Source organism: Patescibacteria group bacterium, assembly GCA_041651155.1.
Lineage (GTDB): Bacteria > Patescibacteriota > Patescibacteriia > CAIXNZ01 > CAIXNZ01 > JAPLYF01.
The window spans coordinates 1-18,671 of the sequence record JBAZJU010000002.1 but is presented as its reverse complement, the minus strand read 5'-3'; the positions used below and the strand labels follow the sequence as shown (position 1 = coordinate 18,671).

Annotated in this window: 22 protein-coding genes; 5 read left to right on the top strand and 17 right to left on the bottom strand. The window is 38.1% G+C overall.

What is annotated here, in order from left to right:
* Nucleotides 1-8: 8 nt before the first annotated feature.
* From WC460_02040 to WC460_02015, 6 genes are all read right to left on the bottom strand, one after another.
* A complete protein-coding gene (locus WC460_02040; GenBank protein ID MFA5188125.1) occupies nucleotides 9-254 on the bottom strand; it encodes a GIY-YIG nuclease family protein in 246 nt (81 codons plus the stop codon).
* Nucleotides 255-271: 17 nt separating this feature from the next.
* The gene (locus WC460_02035) at nucleotides 272-1,555 is read right to left on the bottom strand and encodes a DEAD/DEAH box helicase (protein ID MFA5188124.1); all 1,284 of its coding nucleotides are present in this window, start codon (nucleotides 1,553-1,555) and stop codon (nucleotides 272-274) included.
* Between the two features lie 23 nt (nucleotides 1,556-1,578).
* On the bottom strand, nucleotides 1,579-2,004 hold the full coding sequence (locus tag WC460_02030; protein ID MFA5188123.1) for an SgcJ/EcaC family oxidoreductase: 426 nt from the start codon (nucleotides 2,002-2,004) through the stop codon (nucleotides 1,579-1,581).
* A 79-nt stretch (nucleotides 2,005-2,083) separates the two neighbouring features.
* Nucleotides 2,084-2,407, bottom strand: coding sequence for a hypothetical protein (locus WC460_02025; protein ID MFA5188122.1), 324 nt, complete (start codon nucleotides 2,405-2,407; stop codon nucleotides 2,084-2,086).
* Nucleotides 2,408-2,452: 45 nt separating this feature from the next.
* On the bottom strand, nucleotides 2,453-2,713 hold the full coding sequence (locus tag WC460_02020) for a hypothetical protein (GenBank protein ID MFA5188121.1): 261 nt from the start codon (nucleotides 2,711-2,713) through the stop codon (nucleotides 2,453-2,455).
* Between the two features lie 55 nt (nucleotides 2,714-2,768).
* Nucleotides 2,769-3,101 (bottom strand): GNAT family N-acetyltransferase, encoded by a 333-nt coding sequence (locus WC460_02015; protein ID MFA5188120.1) that lies wholly within the window; start codon nucleotides 3,099-3,101, stop codon nucleotides 2,769-2,771.
* 357 nt (nucleotides 3,102-3,458) lie between these two features.
* On the opposite strand from WC460_02015, the gene WC460_02010 reads away from it, so the two are divergent.
* The 4 genes from WC460_02010 (at nucleotide 3,459) to WC460_01995 (ending at nucleotide 6,178) form a co-directional block, all read left to right on the top strand.
* Nucleotides 3,459-3,941: a hypothetical protein gene (locus tag WC460_02010; GenBank protein ID MFA5188119.1), complete on the top strand. Its 483-nt coding sequence runs from the start codon at nucleotides 3,459-3,461 to the stop codon at nucleotides 3,939-3,941.
* A 3-nt stretch (nucleotides 3,942-3,944) separates the two neighbouring features.
* Nucleotides 3,945-4,982, top strand: a complete 1,038-nt coding sequence (tsaD, locus tag WC460_02005) for a tRNA (adenosine(37)-N6)-threonylcarbamoyltransferase complex transferase subunit TsaD (GenBank protein ID MFA5188118.1) — start codon at nucleotides 3,945-3,947, stop codon at nucleotides 4,980-4,982.
* Between the two features lie 80 nt (nucleotides 4,983-5,062).
* Nucleotides 5,063-5,497 (top strand): tRNA (adenosine(37)-N6)-threonylcarbamoyltransferase complex ATPase subunit type 1 TsaE, encoded by a 435-nt coding sequence (tsaE, locus tag WC460_02000; protein MFA5188117.1) that lies wholly within the window; start codon nucleotides 5,063-5,065, stop codon nucleotides 5,495-5,497.
* A gap of 3 nt (nucleotides 5,498-5,500) precedes the next feature.
* Nucleotides 5,501-6,178 (top strand): hypothetical protein, encoded by a 678-nt coding sequence (locus tag WC460_01995; protein ID MFA5188116.1) that lies wholly within the window; start codon nucleotides 5,501-5,503, stop codon nucleotides 6,176-6,178.
* A gap of 31 nt (nucleotides 6,179-6,209) precedes the next feature.
* Here WC460_01995 and WC460_01990 read toward each other — a convergent pair whose 3' ends face one another.
* From WC460_01990 to WC460_01965, 6 genes are all read right to left on the bottom strand, one after another.
* Nucleotides 6,210-6,515, bottom strand: a complete 306-nt coding sequence (locus WC460_01990) for a hypothetical protein (GenBank protein ID MFA5188115.1) — start codon at nucleotides 6,513-6,515, stop codon at nucleotides 6,210-6,212.
* Entirely contained in the window at nucleotides 6,481-6,792 is a 312-nt protein-coding gene (locus WC460_01985; protein MFA5188114.1) for a TraR/DksA C4-type zinc finger protein, read from the bottom strand. The genes WC460_01990 and WC460_01985 overlap by 35 nt, the downstream gene beginning before the upstream one ends.
* A gap of 119 nt (nucleotides 6,793-6,911) precedes the next feature.
* A complete protein-coding gene (locus WC460_01980) occupies nucleotides 6,912-8,669 on the bottom strand; it encodes a GspE/PulE family protein (protein MFA5188113.1) in 1,758 nt (585 codons plus the stop codon).
* Between the two features lie 15 nt (nucleotides 8,670-8,684).
* Nucleotides 8,685-10,001, bottom strand: coding sequence for a hypothetical protein (locus tag WC460_01975; protein MFA5188112.1), 1,317 nt, complete (start codon nucleotides 9,999-10,001; stop codon nucleotides 8,685-8,687).
* 162 nt (nucleotides 10,002-10,163) lie between these two features.
* On the bottom strand, nucleotides 10,164-12,008 hold the full coding sequence (ftsH, locus tag WC460_01970) for an ATP-dependent zinc metalloprotease FtsH (protein MFA5188111.1): 1,845 nt from the start codon (nucleotides 12,006-12,008) through the stop codon (nucleotides 10,164-10,166).
* Nucleotides 12,009-12,329: 321 nt separating this feature from the next.
* Entirely contained in the window at nucleotides 12,330-13,064 is a 735-nt protein-coding gene (locus WC460_01965) for a hypothetical protein (protein MFA5188110.1), read from the bottom strand.
* Nucleotides 13,065-13,277: 213 nt separating this feature from the next.
* Here WC460_01965 and WC460_01960 point away from each other — a divergent pair, with 213 nt between their 5' ends.
* Entirely contained in the window at nucleotides 13,278-15,965 is a 2,688-nt protein-coding gene (locus WC460_01960; GenBank protein ID MFA5188109.1) for an AAA family ATPase, read from the top strand.
* A 109-nt stretch (nucleotides 15,966-16,074) separates the two neighbouring features.
* Here WC460_01960 and WC460_01955 read toward each other — a convergent pair whose 3' ends face one another.
* From WC460_01955 to WC460_01935, 5 genes are all read right to left on the bottom strand, one after another.
* Entirely contained in the window at nucleotides 16,075-16,356 is a 282-nt protein-coding gene (locus tag WC460_01955; GenBank protein ID MFA5188108.1) for a hypothetical protein, read from the bottom strand.
* A gap of 185 nt (nucleotides 16,357-16,541) precedes the next feature.
* The gene (locus WC460_01950; GenBank protein MFA5188107.1) at nucleotides 16,542-17,069 is read right to left on the bottom strand and encodes a bifunctional (p)ppGpp synthetase/guanosine-3',5'-bis(diphosphate) 3'-pyrophosphohydrolase; all 528 of its coding nucleotides are present in this window, start codon (nucleotides 17,067-17,069) and stop codon (nucleotides 16,542-16,544) included.
* On the bottom strand, nucleotides 17,042-17,233 hold the full coding sequence (locus tag WC460_01945) for a hypothetical protein (GenBank protein MFA5188106.1): 192 nt from the start codon (nucleotides 17,231-17,233) through the stop codon (nucleotides 17,042-17,044). The genes WC460_01950 and WC460_01945 overlap by 28 nt, the downstream gene beginning before the upstream one ends.
* 169 nt (nucleotides 17,234-17,402) lie before the next feature.
* Entirely contained in the window at nucleotides 17,403-17,927 is a 525-nt protein-coding gene (locus tag WC460_01940; protein ID MFA5188105.1) for a hypothetical protein, read from the bottom strand.
* A gap of 124 nt (nucleotides 17,928-18,051) precedes the next feature.
* Nucleotides 18,052-18,447: a cupin domain-containing protein gene (locus tag WC460_01935; GenBank protein ID MFA5188104.1), complete on the bottom strand. Its 396-nt coding sequence runs from the start codon at nucleotides 18,445-18,447 to the stop codon at nucleotides 18,052-18,054.
* Nucleotides 18,448-18,671 lie beyond the last annotated feature (224 nt).

The following is an 18,671-nucleotide window of genomic DNA, read 5'->3' as shown; positions in this document are numbered from 1 at the left end:
TGAAAAAATTAATTCTTGGCAATAATTTTAAGTTTTTCAGCCCTGGTCAGATTTTTTAGTTTTGCTTCTGCCCGAGAAGCAGTGGAGCGACTGCGGAATTTTTTTGAATAGACCAGCTCAACTGGCCTGCGAGCGCGAGTATATTTAGCGCCGAGTTTAGAGAAATTATGTTCTTTTATTCTGCGCGCTAAATCAAGAGTAATGCCAGTGTACAAAGTTTTGTCAGCGCATTTAAGAATATAAAGATAGTACATTTTATAAATGAATAGTTTTAGTTATTGCGATATCTTCCTGGTCTGCGTCTATTTCCTTGTCGCTGTTGGCCAAACGGACGTCGGCGGCGACCAAAATTTGAGCCTTGGGGTTTTTGCCATCTGGCTGAACCATGCTCTTCTTCTGGATGAAATTTTGGTTGGCGGGCTGGTGGAAGCACTGGTACTGGAGAAATTGGCAGATTTTTTTTAATCAAGCGTTCAATAGATCTTAATTCTCGGCGCTGATCTGGTGTAGCTAAAGATATTGCATGGCCACTCGCACCGGCTCGGGCAGTACGTCCGATTCTGTGCACATAATCTTCAGTCTGAGTTGGTAAATCAAAATTAATCACCAGTTCAATGCCAGTCACATCAATGCCTCTGGACGCTATATCAGTGGCGACTAAAACACGATATTTACCTGTTTTAAAGCCCTGTAAGGCATCGCGACGTTGACCTAAAGAGCGGTTAGAATGAATCTCGGCAGCTGTATGCCCCATATCACGAATTGAACGAGTGAGTTTTTTTGCTCCGTGTTTTGTCCTGGTGAAAATAAGAGTGGGACCTAAATATTGTTCTAAAAGTTTATCTACCAAACGGGTTTTCGCATCTTTAGGAATAATAAAAATTTCCTGACTCACATTTTCAGCGGTTGTACCAGTAGGCGCAACTTCTATTCTGATTGGCAGCTTAAGGTAGGTTGTAGCCATTTTCATGATTTCTTGTGGTATTGTTGCTGAAAAAAGCATTGTCTGCCTATTCGCTGGCAGTTCCTGAAAGATTTTTTTAATTTGCGGGGCAAAGCCCATATCCAGCATGCGATCAGCTTCATCAAGCACTACAATCTTAACGTTTTTAAAATTTAATGTTCTTTGCTGTAAATGATCATTGAGTCGGCCTGGTGTGGCAATAATAATATGCGGGCTACGTTTGATGGCTTGGATTTGCGCATAAATTGGAGTACCGCCAATAAGGACAGCTGTGCGCAAGCCAGATTTTGTGCCAACTTTGCGCAAGGCTTCATCAACCTGGACTGCCAGCTCGCGTGTAGGTAAAACAACTAGTCCTTGGCCGTTAACTTGATTGAGGCGCTGGATCATGGGCAGGCCAAAAGCCAGAGTCTTGCCTGTGCCTGTTTGGGCCACGCCAACCAGATCTTTACCTTGCAAGGCAATAGGAATGGCTTGGCGCTGGATAGGAGTGGGAATTTTATAATTTAATCTGGCCAGTGTTTCCATAAGAGTAGGCGCAATGCCTAAGCCAGAAAAGTTTTGAATGGGAGATTTTGAATTTTGGTTCATAAAATAATAAAGCAATTTAATTTTTAACTTTTTGGTTTAACTGATGAATGGTGGTGAATTATTTTCCATTCTCCACTTTTGTCTTTTTGCCAAACAAAAGTAAATCTGGCTTCCACTGTTTCTCTTTTGCCTTCTGGGCCAACTTCAAAATTATACATACCCGAGTGGATATAATTGTCAGGTGAAATAGTCTGGACTTCATCTTTAATGATTTCTCCGGAAGGATTTTTTTCCAGAAAATGTTTAAAATATTCTTCCGTGCCTTTTTGCCCAATTTTAAATTCTTCTGAAAGCGTTGGCAGGAAAGTAGTATCTTCATAATATAGGGCCGCCACTTTCTTGGGATCGCCAGTCAAAAGAGCTTCATTCCAATTATTAAAATTCTCCTGGGCTAATTTTTTTTCTTGGTCCTCTGGAGATTGACTAATGTCTTTAAATTTTTCGCGCATAGGTGTTTTTAGTGGTTTTATTTAGTAAGTTTAACAAATACTTTTAGGAAAAGGGGAGATAAGGTCATCTCCCCATTTTTTAATTTTCCCCTCTTTTTTCTAAACGTGGATCATCTCTATAGAAGTTCTTGGCATCTACTTCTGGCTCATTTACTTTTGTCCCATTAAGATACAACACGATTTTGCCACATGGCCACTTGCCTATCCATGAGATAGTAAATGGGTCTTCACCTAGCCACTCTCTCAAGAGCATGAAATCATCCTTAGCTCTGTATATGTCGCATCTGCCCTCTCGTCTTTCAAAAAGAGTGGGAAGAAGTGCTACCCTGTCTCCTGGTTGAACTAATATTAGACCATTGTTTCCATCGCTTATACATGCATTCTGCACTATTTCAGGCATCATCGTCAGACACCTCCTTAGTTAAATTTTCCTGGTTTAAACTGTAAGCTAAGGGTCTCCTTCATGAGCGATTTGTCGACGCCTATCCAATTCATTGAGGTAGTCGTCTCGCTGTTTTTGACTCATGCCAATCATAGCATCGGTATCAATGCTGAGAGAGTGGTGAAACTCACTCTTTCTTACCCAGAGGCAGTACCACCAAAGCAATAGCCCCCTATTCCAAATCAACCTTTTGGTTTTTGCAATCCATTCCTTTAGCTTGTGCCATTGGAAGTAAAGGGCAAACCTGATTTTTTTCAGCTTTTTCATGATAAGTTCCTCCTTTTAGACAGGGGTGGGAGTAATTTTTTTGCGTCCCGTAAAGTCAAAAATCAAAGCGGAATTCTGTTCCTTGGTCGTGAAAACCCAATTTGATATAGAGTTTGTGGACTTTTGATCGTGAATGTCGGCTGGTAGCAATTAGCTTATAGCAACCTTTTTCTTTTGCTAGTTCAATTACTTGTTTCACAAGCGCTTTTCCATGGCCATGGCCGCGCATTTTTTTGACAATGAACACATCTTCAATAAGACCAAATGGCTGAAGGTGTAAATCATTGTACATCACATACAAAAAGGCTCTGCCTATTTCCTTGCCCTGCTTGTTCTGGATTTTGAGTTTTATGCCAGAACATTTTGAACTTTCTTGAATAATATTCATGGCGGCTCTCCTTTGTTTTGTTTCTCTCTTAAAAATATTTGTTTTAAGGTGCAATTTAAAGGATAATTACTTTCATTCTATAATAAGATGGGCTTTTAATCAAGCTTGAAAAAAGGGGAATTTTAAAGTAAGATTAAGATAATAATTTTAAGTTACATGGGGCATAAATCGCAAAAAAGAATATATTTTGAAGGAGCAGAGTATTTTGTGACTAATCATACTAAAAATTGGATTAAGTTTTTCAAAGAGCCGATTTTTTGTGAGGTATTCATTGCTAATATAAGATTATGCAAAATAATGCACGAGTTAGAGTTATACGCTTTCGTTGTGCTTTTACATCATTTTCATCTCTTGTTTATGCCCGAAAACGCTAAGGATTTACCTAAGATAATGCAGTTTTTGAAACGGCACATTACCCGGCACATAAATTTTATCCTCGGCTACGAAACCGAAGAAGCGATTTGCAAATCGCTTCTTCGGTTGAACGGAGGATCAGATTCATTTGAGAAAAAAAGAAAAACATTAGGCGTTAAAAGTTTAAATAAAGATTCAAATAAAAAAGATAATAAATATCAAATTTATAAAGAGTTAATTGCAGAACATTACAAATATTTAAAACAATTGAGGCAACAATTTGTAGAAAAATATGGAGATGGTCTGGAGTTCCCCAGATTCCGTTGGGAAAAATCTTACCGCGACCATTACATCCGGGGAAAAAAAGATTTTGATGAACATGTAAAATACATTTACAATAATCCTTTAAAACACAAAATCCCGGATGCAGAACATTACAAATACATTTTTACTAATTATCCCGAATTAATTACTGATTTTAATTAAAATATGAAAATATTAGCGATAGAAACATCTTGCGACGAAACCTCAGTTGCGATTTTAGAAATCAAGAGCCAGAACTTTAAAGTCCAGGCTAACTTGGTGTCTTCGCAGATAAATATTCATAAAAAATACGGAGGGGTTGTGCCTGAAGTAGCTGCGCGCAAACATCTGGAAAACATTTTGCCGCTTTTGGAAAAAGCATTGGCCCAAGCTAAGGTTACATCAAACGATATTGAGGCCATTGGCGTGGTTTATGGGCCAGGTTTAATAACTTCTTTAATTGTAGGAATAGAAACCGCAAAAACTTTAAGTTTGGTTTGGCAAAAGCCTTTGATTCCAGTCAATCATATTAAAGCCCATATTTTGGCAAATTTAATTGAAGGCAAGCAAGGAAAATTTAGAAAAATTTTATTTCCAGCTTTATGTTTGGTTGTTTCCGGCGGGCATACTTCCTTGGTTTTGCTAAAAGATTTAAATAATTTTAAAACTGTTGGACAAACTAGAGATGATGCAGTGGGCGAGGCTTTTGATAAAGTAGCCAAGATTTTAGGGCTTGGTTATCCGGGCGGGCCAATCATTGCGGAGAAAGCTGAGAATGCAGATAAAGAATATTTTAAATTACCAAGGCCAATGATTAATTCTAAGGATTTTGATTTTTCCTTTTCAGGACTTAAAACAGCAGTTAGGGAGGCCTGGGGCAAAGAGAGGTTCAGAGACAAAGAGGCAATTCGGGGAATGTGCGCGGCTTTCCAGCAAGCTTGCCTGGATGTTCTGATAGCTAAGACACTCAAAGCCGCGCGGGAATTTAAGGTTAAGACAATTCTTTTGGGTGGCGGGGTTTCTGCAAATAAGGAATTGCGCAAACAAATGGCCTTGGCAGTTAAAAATTTGGGAAAAGTAGAATTTTTTCAGCCCGATTTACACTTAACAACTGATAATGCTTTAATGGTTGCAATTGCGGCCTATTTTGGGTATAAAGAAGGTAAGGGCGGGTTTAAAAACGGCTGGGAAAAGATAACGGTTGATCCGAATCTGGAATTATGAATGCCGAATTATGAATTTTGGAATTCTGATTTCCCTTCTTACCCCTTTTACCCTTCTTACTCTTTTTACTCTTCAAAACAATGGAATTCATTTCTAAAACTGAAAAAGACACAAATCAACTCGCTGCTAAGATAGCCAGGAAATTAAAAGGTGGCGAAATTATTGCTTTGGAGGGTGATTTGGGAGCGGGCAAAACCACTTTTGTTAAAGGCTTGGCCAAGGCTTTTGGAATTAAACAGCACGTGACTAGTCCGACTTTTGTGCTAATGAAGGTTTATGAATGCCGAATCCCGAAATCTGAAATCAGCAATCTGGTACACGTTGATTGTTATCGTCTGGATGAGCCGCAGGAATTGTTTTATTTAGGCATTGAAGAATATTTAAATAAACCCGATACGGTTGTGGTTATTGAATGGGCGGATAAGATCAGTAATTATTTAAAAAAATTCAAAAAATTAATTAAAATCAATATACGAGTGAAAAATAACCTGCGATTTTTTACAATTATTTTTTAATCTATGCAAATGCAAACAAGCGAATTCCCGCTTAAACAAGTGAAAAAAACCAATTTAATTTCCAAAGAATTTATTGAAAAGAATTTCCCTGATTTAAATCTGCAAGATGAGAAAGGGACAATACGGAAATTACAAAATCTTTTGAAAAATTTGGCCGGTAGCCAGAAATATGTTGAAGATTTGGCTGGTGACGAAACCGAGGGAAGTGAGGAATTAAGCAATGCCTATGAGTCATATAAAGAAGCAATAGAAAAAATTTTGCCCCCGGGTTATGAGATGGAGGAAGAAAAGACTATTCGGTATTCTGATTTATGGAGGGGCGCTGATCCACTCGCAATTTTCAGTTTGCTGTCGGATAAAAATAATACAATAAAAATAAGTTCAAGTTTCCCCAATGTCGCCCACAAATGGTCAACTTCATTGGGTTATGGCTATGGCAGGGAGACCGTCAATCTCCCCTTTGTCTTGGCCTTTGGCTTTAAACGCCCAAAAAATTTTATTACCAGTGCGCGTAAAAATGAAGACGCGTTCAAAGATGTGATAGAGTCGGCTACTGGTAAAATAAATTTTAATGATGTAAAAGAAATTGCCATAAGGTTAAAAGGCAAAGAGCCGGGCAAAGTCTTTCCGCCAAAATTTTATCGTTTAAATAAGGTTGAAAAAGAAGCATTGGCCGCTTAAGGGGAAAAAATTTAAAAAAGAAAAAGGCAAATTATTTTTTGCCTTTTTTAAAATGGTTCAGAAGCATCTGTGACCAGAAAATCTGGATTTGAAACTGAGGATGATTATTTTTAATAAAGATTACTTTTTCCTCAGCCGATAGTTTTTTGAATTCTTCACAAGATTTTTGGTCGATATTTGCATCATTGATGATGAGATCTTCCCAGACAGGGAAAATTCTATTGATCATTGAATAATTATCTTTATAGGGTATTTTTTCCTTTCCGATAATTTCAACGGCTTTGTCGATCCTTTTTTGCCATTTAGTGCTCACTGCAGCGGCCATTTCTTTTGCCACTTTGTTCCTCCTTTTTTTGACAATCCAGACAGAGCGTGGCTTCTGGCAGTGAAACTAATCTTTTTAAGGGAATCGGTTCAGCACAATTTTCACAGAGGCCATATTCTTCTGGCTGATTATTTATTTTCTGCATGGCCTTTATTATTCGTGAAAAGACCTCGCTTTTCATTTGGGAAAGCTTATCTAATAAGGTTATATCGCCGAGTGCGGCTTTTTTTATTCCGTATTTTCTTGTCAAATGTGCCAATCTGTCAGTCAGTATTTCCTGTGAAAGCATTTTGTCCTCCTTCCTGATGTTATTGCGGGGATTTTAATTTAGCACAAGAAAAACCGTTTGTCAAGATAAATGGATAAAAAAAATAACCCGGAAGCGGGTTATTTTTTGCTTATTAAAAACTATTCAACTACTCGGAAAACTTCGTCTACGGTTGTAATTTGATCCAGAGCCTTTAAAAGTCCGTCCTGAACCATGGAAATCATCCCGCCATCATGAGCTAATTGAGCAATCTTGTATTCAGATGTTTTGCCTGACAAGATTTCTTTTTCAATTTCAGGATTTAAAGTGAAAATTTCGTAAATGCCGATTCTGCCTTTTAGGCCAATATGATTGCATTCGTCACAGCCCTGGCCGCGATAGAATTTTAATTTATTTAAATCAACTTTATAGCCTGAATTAGGCGGCAGAGCGTTTAAAAGTTGTTTAATACGCTCCATTACCGCAGGTTCAGGCTGGACTTCAATTTTGCATTTTTCGTGGATTTTTCTGACTAAGCGCTGTCCAATAACAGCATTTAAAGCAGGAGCCAGCAAAAACGGTTTGGCGCCCATAGATAAAAAGCGGGGAATGGCGCCAGAGGCGTCATTGGTGTGCAGGGTGGAAAGAACTTGGTGCCCTGTTAAAGCAGCCTGGATAGCAGTCTCTACAGTTTCAGTGTCTCTTAATTCCCCCACCATGATAATATCAGGATCTTGCCTTAAGATAGAACGCAGGCCATCAGCAAAAGAATATCCGGCTGATTGATCAATCTGGCTTTGGGAAATGCCTTCTAGCTTATACTCAATCGGATCTTCCAGAGTAATTATTTTTGTTTCAGGATCATTGAGTTTGTTTAATATAGCGTATAAAGTCGTAGTTTTACCAGATCCAGTCGGCCCTGTCGTAATAATCATGCCAGTCGGACGATCAACCTGGCGTTTTAAATCTTCATAAGCCTTGCCCCTGATGCCCAAATTCTCAAATTGCAAGCCGCTAATTTTAGAAGCTAAAAGCCGCATTACAATACTTTCGCCATAAGCAGTTGGCAAAGTTGAAACACGTATGTCCATTTTATTTTCGCCTTTCAGATAAACAGTGATGCGGCCATCTTGGGGCGAATCGCTAATATTTATTTTTAAGCCTGCAATATTCTTGACGCGGGAATCTAAGCGAGGCCAAATTTTTTTGGGCAAAGTGGCGACAATATGCAAGACGCCGTCAATTCTGTATCTGACTGTAATTTTGTTTTCTTCAGCCTCAATATGAATATCAGAGGCATCGGCTTGCATGGCGCCGGCAATAAGCATTTTAAAAAGCATGGTCAGATTCTTTTCCGAGTTTAGTTTCGCATTGAGAATGCCGAAATTTTTTAGTTCTTTTTGCAGCTGAGCCAGTTCTGTACCGGTAATTCTTATGCCCAAAACAATTTCACGCGGCGGCGGAAATTTATCGTATAATTTGTAGGCCGTGTTAAAGCTGTGTTCTGAAATTAAAAAAATTTCACCCTGGCCGGAATATGTTTCAGTCGCCAACTGCTTTAAAATTTCCTGTAATTTTGGATTGCGCGGATCTGGCGAGCCAATTTTAACTTTTCTGTCGGTTTTTGAAAAACAAATAACTTTTTCATCCTGGGCAGTCTGGCGGGGAATGCTATTTAGAGTATCACTATTAATAGGATAGCCAATTAGGTTAATATAAGAAAAACCAAGAGCTTTGGCTTGGTCTTCAGTCACTTTTTCCAATTCTTTAATGCGAATTGAACTCATTTTTTCTGCAAATTTTTCCAAAACTTTTTTTTCAGCCAAAACAGGAGCAGTCGCCTTTTCTTGGTCTTGCCGGCTCTCTGCAATCAAATCGTCTAGGCCTTTAGTTTGAGTCCCATTGTTTTTTTTTGACATAGCGGGGCGGATACGTTACTTTTTAGGAGCTTTTTTCTTTTTGGAAGATTTTTTTTGCGCAGTTTTTTTTGTTTGGCTGGCAATTTTATTTTTCCGTTTTTGTTGTAAAATGATTTTTTTTATTTCTTCGGCCACGCGTGGCTTATATTTTATGTAAGCAGCCTTAATTTTTTTGGCCATAACTTTTGACTGTTTTTTTACCTCAGGCTTGAGTTCAATGTATTTAGAGGCTATTTGTTGCGCGATGACCTTTGACTCGGCCTGGGTTTTTTTGGCAATAATCATGGCATGTTTTTGCAAATCTTCTTTCTTAATATCCACGTTATATTTTTTGGCTGTTTTTCTAAAAAGTCCGGGGAGTTTAGCAAGCAGATGGGTTAATTTTGCCAATAACGGTTCTTCGCTCAAACGCGTAAAGGCAATTGCCCAGCTAGACAGATAAAAAACCGTGAAAATCGCAGCGCTTAGAAAATAGATGATTAAAAGCGCCAGAATTATTAAAGTAAGCGACATGACCAAGCCAATTACAGAGCCGCTTGCAACGGCAATCAGATAGATTATAAAAAGAGGGATTAGAACCAGTACAAAGATGCAAAGCGCGATAATAAAACTGGCAATTTTTAAAAGAAATAAAACAGCGGCAATTTCAAAACTAATTATGATGTTGCTGGCAAATAAATCCCAGGCAGCGCTAATTGCCTGGAAAATATGCAAATCGCGCAAAATAATAAAATTTACAGCATAAGCAGTCAAAAAGCTGATAATAATGGCCGAAATAATATAAAGCAGCAAAAATAAGATGTCAGCAATTATCAGGCTGGTAATTTGCTGGTTTATAATCAGATAAAGCAAAGGCAGGCTTAAAATAACAAATCCAGCATAAATAAGTAATTTGGATAAGATATTAATGCCGAAAACCTTCCAAAAATATGCTTGGCTTTGTCTAAAAATGGCAGCTGGTTTTACTTTTTTATTTTTATAAACAAGGACCGCGTATTTAATAATATAAATTTGGGCGCTAAATACTAACCAGAGAAAAAATATGATTAAAAGCAAAGCTAAAGTAAAAATAAAATACGCAGAAGGATCCTGAGAAATTTTGTCGAGAAAAAAGATGTTTTGATTCAGAGCCTGCATTTGCTGGGCAAAGGTATTGGTAATTGTTTGCCAGAAATTGTTTAGATTTTGCGTCTGTTGAATTTGATTGCCAATTATTTCAAAAATAGATTCAAATGAAAGGAACGAGGCAAAAAGCCCAAAAAACCATAAAATTTTGTGCCTTAAAGTTATGCGCCAGGCATTTTTAAAAATATCGCCATAAAAAATTTGCATATTATTACCCCCTGCGCTTTTTCGCCTAAGCCAAAAAGCGTTTACTTAAACCGCAGGCTATTTGAAGATTTTTATTAGTTAAACGTATCTAAATTATACAATACTTAACAATTTTGTTCAATTAAAAATCCCCACGCACCGCGCAGGGATTTTTAACTTATTTTAAGCTATTTTTTCTTTGGCTGATTTTTTCGGGCCAAGCAGTTTTTCAAAATCTTCTTTTTCCAAGGTTTCTTTGACCATTAATTCTGCTACGATTTTTTCCAATAAATTCTTCTTTTTAGTAATGATCTCATAAGCAGTGTTTCGGGCAGTATTAATCAGGCTAGAGATTTGCTGATCAATCAATTCTGCTGTTTTTTCACTATAATCCCGCTGTTCATGGATTTCTTTGCCTAAAAAGATTAATTCTTCTTTTTCACCAAAGGTGCGAGGTCCAAGACTGTCATCCATGCCATATTCTGTAATTAATTCTTTGGCTAAACTAGTGGCAGTGCGTAAATCGCTTGACGCGCCTGTAGTCACTTCGCCAAAGATTTCTTTTTCCGCAGTGTGGCCTGCCAAAAGAACGGCTAATTCATCAATAAATTCTGATTTTGGATGAAGATGCCGGTCTTCATTAGGCAGTTTTAAAGTATAACCGGCTGCCTGGCCGCGGGAAATAATGGAAACTTTATGAACCGGATCAACATTCGGCAGTTGGTGCGCAACTAAAGCATGGCCAGCTTCATGGTATGCAGTAATTTTTTTCTCTTTGGCTGTTAACATATGGCTTTTTCTTTCCGGACCCAATAAAACTTTTTCCACGCTGGCAAGAATTTCTCCTTGATTTATATCTTTTTTATCATGGCGGGCGGCTAAGATGGCAGCTTCATTTAAAAGATTGGCCAAATCAGCGCCTGAAAATCCTGGTGTGCGTTCAGCAACCTGGCGCAAATGAACTTCTTTGGCTAAAGGCTTGTTTTTAGCATGGACTTTCAAAATCGCCTCACGGTCATTAATATCCGGCAGGTCTAAAATTACCCGGCGGTCAAAACGGCCTGGCCTTAATAAAGCAGGATCTAAAATATCTGGCCTATTTGTTGCGGCCATAACAATAACATTAACTTTAGTTTCCATGCCATCCATTTCCACTAAAATTTGGTTTAAGGTTTGTTCGCGTTCATCATGTGAGCCACCGAGTCCGGCGCCTCTTTGGCGGCCGACAGCATCTATTTCATCAATAAATATAATGCAGGGAGAAGCTTTTTTAGCGCGTTTAAATAAATCACGGACGCGAGAAGCGCCAACACCCACAAACATTTCCACAAATTCAGAGCCGGAAATGGAAAAAAATGGCACATTAGCTTCACCAGCGACTGCTTTGGCCAGTAAAGTTTTCCCAGTGCCTGGCGCGCCCATTAAAAGAACGCCTTTGGGAATTTTTGCGCCCAGCTGGGTGAATTTTTTTGGATTTTTTAAAAAGTCTACAATTTCATTCAGTTCTTCTTTAGCTTCTTTACAGCCGGCTACTGATTTAAAAGTAATTTTTTCTTTGCCTTTTTGGTTAACTTCACGAGCCTGGCTTTGGCCAAAGGACATGGCCTTGGTATTTGCGCCCTGGACCTGGCGCATCATGATGTAAATGAAAGCTGCGATCAAAAGAAAAGGGATTAAAAATGGCAAGATTGCCGATAGCCAATAGCCCCAGCCCTGGCCTTCAGTAATTTGGATATTAATTTTTTGAATTTTGGCCGGATCAACATTATAATTTTTCAAAAGAGTGCTTAATGATTCCGTTGATTCTTTTTGAGAAACTTCCTTTTTGCCGTCTTTTAAAGTGATCTGTAAATCAGTATTGTTAACATTTATTTGCTGAATTTCTTCAGCATTAATCTGGTTTATTACGGTTTCAATGCCAACTTGTTCCGGCTTGGTTGTTGAAGCATTGTACGTATTGAAGAGGGCGGCAATTACTAAAAAAATAATTAGAAAAATGAGAAAATTTTTGAGTATTACTTTTGCCATAATATTTAAATAAATTTAGGATTTTAATTAGCCTATAAAATACATATTATAATAAATTTTGGTAAATGTCAATCCGCTTTCGCCAAGGCTTCGGCGGACGCGTGGCGAGCTTGTCGGTAGACAAGAGTAAGAGGGGTAAAAGGGGTAAGAAGGGTAAGATGGGAAATGGAAAGTTAATTTTTGTATAATTTGTAGAAGATTTGTAGATTTGTAGGAATAAAAAAACCAGCTCTTGAATTTATCGCAGGCTGGTAATATTATCTTCGTCTCCGAAGAAGCGATTCATGAATCGCTTCTTCGGGGAGCGAAGACGGTTTGATTTTAAGATTTCACAGGCACGAGCTTGAGCAGGATCTTAGAAACGACTTCGTAGTTTAGCACTCCGAGTATGCCTCCAGCTATGGCGCCGATTAAAGCGTGTCCTGCAAAGTAGCCGATGCCCGCGCCAATTCCGGCGTCAAAGAAACAAAGCAGCCGTTCGTCGGAATGGATTTGCAGAAAAAGAGTTTTGCAAAAAGGAAAAATTATTCCATACATACATAGGGCAGTAAACCATAGGAACGCAGGTAGACTGAAAATAATGATATAGAGAGGATTGAAAAAAATAAATGTATATTTCAATCCCAGTTCTTCATTACCTTGGGCTAAATGCGAGCCTAGAATAACGCTCCATATAATAGATGGAATGGGAAGAATGAGGCATGTTGCATGAGGGTAAGTAGCTACCAGGGGAAAATGGGCGCACGTTTTTAAAAGCGGTACTGCAAATGCTACTGCAAATCCGTATGCTGCCACATCACCTAGAAGTAATGCAATCCAAAAGGCTTTCTTTAAATATTTACTGATTTTTTGCCTGTCTATCTTGTAGGCTATGGTTTTTCTCCAGGCGAGGCCAGGCGCTGAAATCACTGCTTTGAACTCAAAGGAAATGTAGCCGACCATGGCGCCGACAATCGTGCCGATCCACCACAGGTATCCGCCGATTTGTAAGGCGATCATTGCACCGATGCCAGCGCCGAAAGCGCAAGCAAAAACGACTTTCAATGTACGGTTCATTTTACTTTACCTCCTTAGATTTTTGGAAATGAGAAACTTATTCACTACTTAATATTTAGCAAAATTCTTTAAAGTTGTCAATGAAGAGAATTTAATTTATAATAAGGTCAGGGACTTTGTCCGCTTTATTTTTTTAAGAGTAAAATGGGTAAGAAGGGTAAGAGGGGTAAAAGGGGGATTTGTATATCTGTATTAATTCGTAATCTGTAGAGCATGTATCTAGAGAAATTAGAAATCCAGGGTTTCAAATCTTTTGCAAAAAAGACTGTTTTGGAATTTCCAGCCAAAGTTAATAGTTCCAAAGGCATTACAGGCATTGTGGGGCCTAATGGCTCTGGCAAATCCAATGTGGCTGATGCCATTCGCTGGGTTTTGGGCGAACAGAGCATAAAAACTCTGCGCGGTAAAAAAAGCCAGGATGTAATTTTTTCAGGTTCTGATACAAAAGCGCGCTTGGGTTTTGCCGAAGCCTCTTTGTATTTGAATAACCATGACAAGCAGGCTGATATTGATTATACGGAATTAATTATCACTCGCCGTGTTTATCAGTCTGGCGAAGGCGAATATTTTATTAATAATAATAAAGCGCGCTTAACTGACATCCAATTGCTCTTGGCTAAAGCAAATTTTGGACAGAGAACCTATAGCATTATTGGCCAGGGCATGGCTGATTCTGTTTTGTCAGCTTCTTTGGCCGAAAGAAAAGAACTTTTTGACGAGGCAGTTGGCGTTAAGCAGTTTCAAATTAAACGCGAGCAGGCTTTAAATAAATTTAAAGCGACTCGCGAAAATCTGGCCCAAACCCAATTAACCTTGAATGAACTGGAACCGCGCTTAAAATCTTTAAGCCGCCAGGTGAAACGCTTGGAAAAGCGCGAAGAAATTGAAAAAGAGCTGAAAGATTTGGAATTAAATTATTTTAGCCAGCTGTGGCAGGACTTAAATAAAAAGGAAGTGGAAATTCAGAAGGAAAAGGGCAATTTAGAAAAATTTTATCTTAATCTTGATAAAGATATCAGCCGGATCCAGTCTAAAATCAATGAATTCTCTACTGAAAGTTCGCGCCAGGTTATTTATGAAAAAATTCAAAATGAATATAATAATTTGGTCGGCCAAAAAAATAGCTTGCTTACCGAACAAACCGTTTTGAAGGCCAAACTAAATTTAGAGCTGGAAAAACAGGGTCAGACTAATATAATCTGGCTGAGCAAAAGAAGCGAGGAACTGCAGATGAAAATTGAAAATTTTAAACAGCAAATAGCAGAAACTGAGGATTTATATAATAAGGAACAGGCCAATCTTAAGGGCAAAGAAATTAACTTGCAATCGCTTGATTTGAGGCTGGAGAGTGTCAGAACCGAACTAAATAAAATCCAGAAGACAGTACAATTGCCTTTTGAAGCAGAACAAGAATTGGAATTAATTTTTAAAGAACAGCAAGATTTAGTCAGCCAATTAGCCAAAGTTGAAAAGATGGAAGATCTCCAGGGGATTAAAAATAGCGCGCGTGAGATTTCCCAAAAACTGGCGGTTTATCTGGAAAAATTAAAAAGCGCTAAAAAACAAGGCACTGAGAATTTACAAAACCTGCAGAGCCAGCTGGAAAATCTGACTAACCAAAAAAATAATTTAAGTCTGGAACTGACTGAAGCAAGTCTAAACCAAAATTCAAAACAAGAAAAAATCACTGGTTTGAACCAGGAGATTGCCAGGGCAAAGGCCGAACAGGAAAGCATCAGCAAGGAAATATCATTAAGCCAGATTAAGCCAGAAAATAAAAAAGAGATTAATCTAAGAATTGAAAAAGAATTAGATGAATTATCCAGTAAGATCGCTGATTTAGAGACAAAAATTAAAGAACAAGGAGAGAAAGTCAATCAGTTTAATCTGGAAGAACAGAATAAAAAGGAAAATCTGATCTCATTGCAGAAAGAATTTCAGGAAAAACAAGGCCAGATAAATCAATATAGCCAGCAAATCAACCAGCTTAATATTGAATTAGCCAAATATTCAACCAAAAAAGAAGATTTGGAAAGTGAAATTAGGCTGGAAGAATTGGATTTGGAAATTATTGCCAGACATAGCGCCCAATTAGCCGAAAGCGAGGATTTGGCTTATCAAAAAATTCAGCAATTGAAGCGCCAGATGGAAATAATCGGCGGAATTGACGAAGAGACAATGAAAGAATACACAGAAATAAAGGAGCGCTTTGATTTTCTCAAAACCCAGTCAGATGATCTGGAGCAGGCCATTACCTCTTTGGAAAAAATTATTGAAGATCTGGATGAGACGATCAAAGAGCAGTTTGATAAAGCCTTTAAAGAGATTAATAAAGAATTTCAAAAATATTTTAAGATCTTATTTAATGGCGGCCAGGCAGAATTATTAAAAATAAGCGCAGAAGAAATAAAAAAAGAAGAAAAAATTGAAGCCGAAGGTCAAGAAGGAAAAGAAGCGACAGAGGAAGAAGGCGGGGTTTTAATTCAAGCTGATAAGTTTGAAAAAAGAATTAAGGAAAGAGAAAGAGAAAGTTATTCTGGGATTGAAATCAAAGCCACGCCGCCAGGCAAAAAAATTAAGGCTATCAATATGCTTTCTGGCGGTGAAAGAGCCTTAACTTCAATTGCTTTAATCTGCGCGATTATTTCCAATAATCCCTCACCGTTTATCGTGCTTGATGAAGTTGATGCGGCTTTAGATGAAGCCAATGCTGAAAGATTTGACCATATTTTAACTGAACTGGCGAATAAGACCCAATTTATTGTAATTACCCATAATCGCGTGACAATGCACTATGCCCATGTTTTATATGGAGTAACAATGGGCGATGATGGTATTTCTAAATTACTTTCAATTAAATTAGCAGATGCTGAAGAAATGGTCGGCAATGCCAGGGGGTAGAGAATTATTGAGTTAGCTTTTTTTAACATTGCCGAACCAGGATCGGCAGCGCCAGAGGTTAAATTTTTAAAAAGTAAAAGCGGATCATCTTTATTGCAGATCCGCTTTTTTATTTTTTTGCATTAAACCATCTGGTGATTTGAGGCCTTAAAAATGCTGGCCATAATAAGGTACAAAGCAAGATCGTCCATCTGCCGCGGCGGCGCATATAATCCTCAATATCTTTTTCTTTGTAGAGAGGATAATCTTCAGTAGCCCGGGTTTGAGAGCCTGCTTGCAAGGCACATCGCCATTCTGCAATTTTTCCAGAAAAAAACTGCTTGATTAAAAGAAAAGTTATTATTTCGCCGCTTAGATTAATAATTACTAGGGCGAATATAATCTTTAGCATTATTAACCTCCTGTTCTAAGTAATGTTTAAATCTTACATTTTTTAGCATAAAAGTCAAGATGTGTGATATTTGTAAACGCCAATCTAAGCGCGCGCCCGCTTGAGAGCTTATCCTGAGTGAGCGTAGAGAATTGAAGGGCGCGGGCGCGCAATAGAAAAACCCGCCAACTTTAAGTCAGCGGGTATTAAGCGTTTTTTTTCGGTTTATTACGGCGGCGCACTTTGCGGCGGATTTTTGGGTCAATGATTACTTGTTCGCCAAAAAGTTTTTCCACAATGCGCATGTATTTGCCGAACAAAGGATGCAGCATGTCGTAGGGCACATTGGCAAAAATTGCTTTGCAGGATTCTTGATGGTACCATTTTTGCATTTTGTAATCCTGCTTGAAGTTTGCCCAAACTTTACCCTTGGCAAATTCTTCAGGCGTTGATAATCCCTCACGATATAATGCTTCCAGAATGCTCAGCAAATTATCGCAATGATCAGCGGCACCCAACAATTTTAAATCCATATCGCCATTGCGCAAAACTCTAATTTTGTATTTTTTGCGCCTGAGCCAGGATTTGTACTTAGGTTCGGTCATGGCCTTCACTAATCTTAAGACATTTGGGCCGAATAATTTAAGAATTTCTTTCCCGGTTAAATCAGTATCTTCCAGCGTATCATGCAAATGTCCGGCAATGATTAAGTATTCAGGCAGCCCCACGGCCATAAGAGTTCCACTGTCCCTTGAGTATGGATGAGTACAGGCAGTGGATTAGCACTTAAGCGTTCTTTGCGAAATTGGCCGGCATGCTTATCAGCAGTCACCATTCGAGCTCTTCTGATGTTGGCGAAATTATAATAATGGACTTTAAAAGGACATATTTCTCCCATTCTTATCACCATCTTTTGTGATTTGTGTGCTTTAGTTTAGCGCAAAAAATGATTTTTGTCAACCCGTCGTGCGTAAATAAAAATTTAAGATTTGAATAAGAGGAATGGCATAAATGCATCTAGATTGATTAAAAAACCCTGGACCGTTGTCCAGGGCTGATTGCTTGTTTTAGAAAAAAGATACGTTGTGTTTGTTGGAGCCATATTCGCATTGCCAACGGATTTTAAAGCCTTTTTTGGTGTAAGTGAATTTGCCGAGATCTGACGTTCCATCCTCATATCCCATTTTGACCCAGAGGATTTTTAAGCTTTTTTTATCAAAGCAAATCACTCTTTTTTGATAATGCGGCCCGTTGTAATTTTTTGGAATTTTAAAGGCAGTGTTCACCAAATAGATATTCTTGTGATTATCAGTTCTTTTTAGCGACTCTGCTTCTAAATTAATTTCATTTGAGCTGCCCATGCTCCACCAATTATTAGTATCGCTATCCATTATTATTGAGGCTGGAAAGGCTGTTAAATTATGAATAGCCGACAAAAAAGTGGCATAATTCTCAAAAGCAATTGTTCCTGATTTATTTGAAATGCGAATTGCACCTTGTGCCCCTGGTTTTGTTGATCTTTTCAAAATAAAGCACCCTTTTTGGACCTCTTCCCAAAATTCAACTATTCTCATTCGTTTCGTTTTTCTCATTTTAACCTCCTCATTGAGAATTTAGTCAGTGTACGCTTTAATTATTTTTAGCAAATTATTATGTTCTTGTCAATTCAAAAAGGCGCGAAATCTAGTCCGCGCCTTCCTGTACATATGAAAAATTTTATTGCACCTGATGACCAAACTCTTCATCCTCCTTATCTTTATCAGCTGCTTTTTTGGTTTTGTGGATGCGGCCGTCAATGTGGTTTGGCGGGCAGTAAATTGTGTAGACTTTTAAACTCCCTTTGCCAGTATTAATAAAATTGTGTTTGGTGCCTGGAGTAACAACGACCACGTCACCTTTGGTAATTGGCGATTCCACGCCATCTAAAACTGCCTTGCCTTCGCCTTTGGAAAAAAATAAAATTTGTTCCACATTAGGATGTGTTTCTTCGCCAGTATCACCGCCTTTTTTAATGCTCATAACCACAAGCTGGCTTTTTTTGCCAGTAAAAAGCACCTGACGGAAAAATTTATTTTCCTTGGTGGCTTTCAGAATGTTGATTTGAAATGACATTTTTTTAGAATTAAGAATTAAGAATTAAGAATTAAGTAGATTAAGATCATTTCTTAAGTTATTTTAGCATTTTTAGGGGATATTTAAAAGTAAAGTATGCTGAATTCAACCTTCTAGCGCAAAATTAATGAATAAGTAATTTTGAGAAAATTTCATCAGGTTTGTAAAAACCAAGTGTTTTTCTTGGGCGATCATTCAGAAGATCCTGCACATGTTGAATTTCT